This is a genomic window from Shewanella sp. AS16, from assembly GCF_021412365.1.
In the GTDB taxonomy this organism is placed as follows: Bacteria; Pseudomonadota; Gammaproteobacteria; order Enterobacterales; family Shewanellaceae; genus Shewanella; species Shewanella salipaludis.
Genome location: NZ_JAKCLK010000346.1, coordinates 1 through 286, shown reverse-complemented (window position 1 = coordinate 286; position 286 = coordinate 1). Strand labels below are relative to the sequence as shown.

The window sequence follows — 286 nt, the reverse complement described above, 5'->3', positions numbered from 1 at the left end:
GGATCGGCGAGATTGCACACCTGGCGCACATCGTCGGCAATGCCTTTCAGCCGTGCGGGCGTCAGTGCCAGACGGTCAAGCATCGCTTCGCTAAGGCCATTGGCACGCGCGTCTGCAACATCCTGCGCGTTAGCGTTGAGGATACTTTCGCTTTGTGCTTCCAGTTCATCGGCGATTTTTTCCAGCACACGATTTTTTTCGCGGCTGGAGAGTTGCGCTAATTTATACGAGGCTTGCTTCGCGGCAATGCCCATTTGTTCCAGCATCGGCCAGCTCCTTAACGGGT

At 55.9% G+C, this 286-nt stretch carries 1 pseudogene; it reads right to left on the bottom strand.

Going from position 1 to position 286, the window contains the following annotated elements:
* Positions 1-266, bottom strand: a pseudogene (locus tag LZP73_RS20585) (gamma-glutamyl-phosphate reductase); the annotation flags it as partial.
* Positions 267-286: the final 20 nt, after the last annotated feature.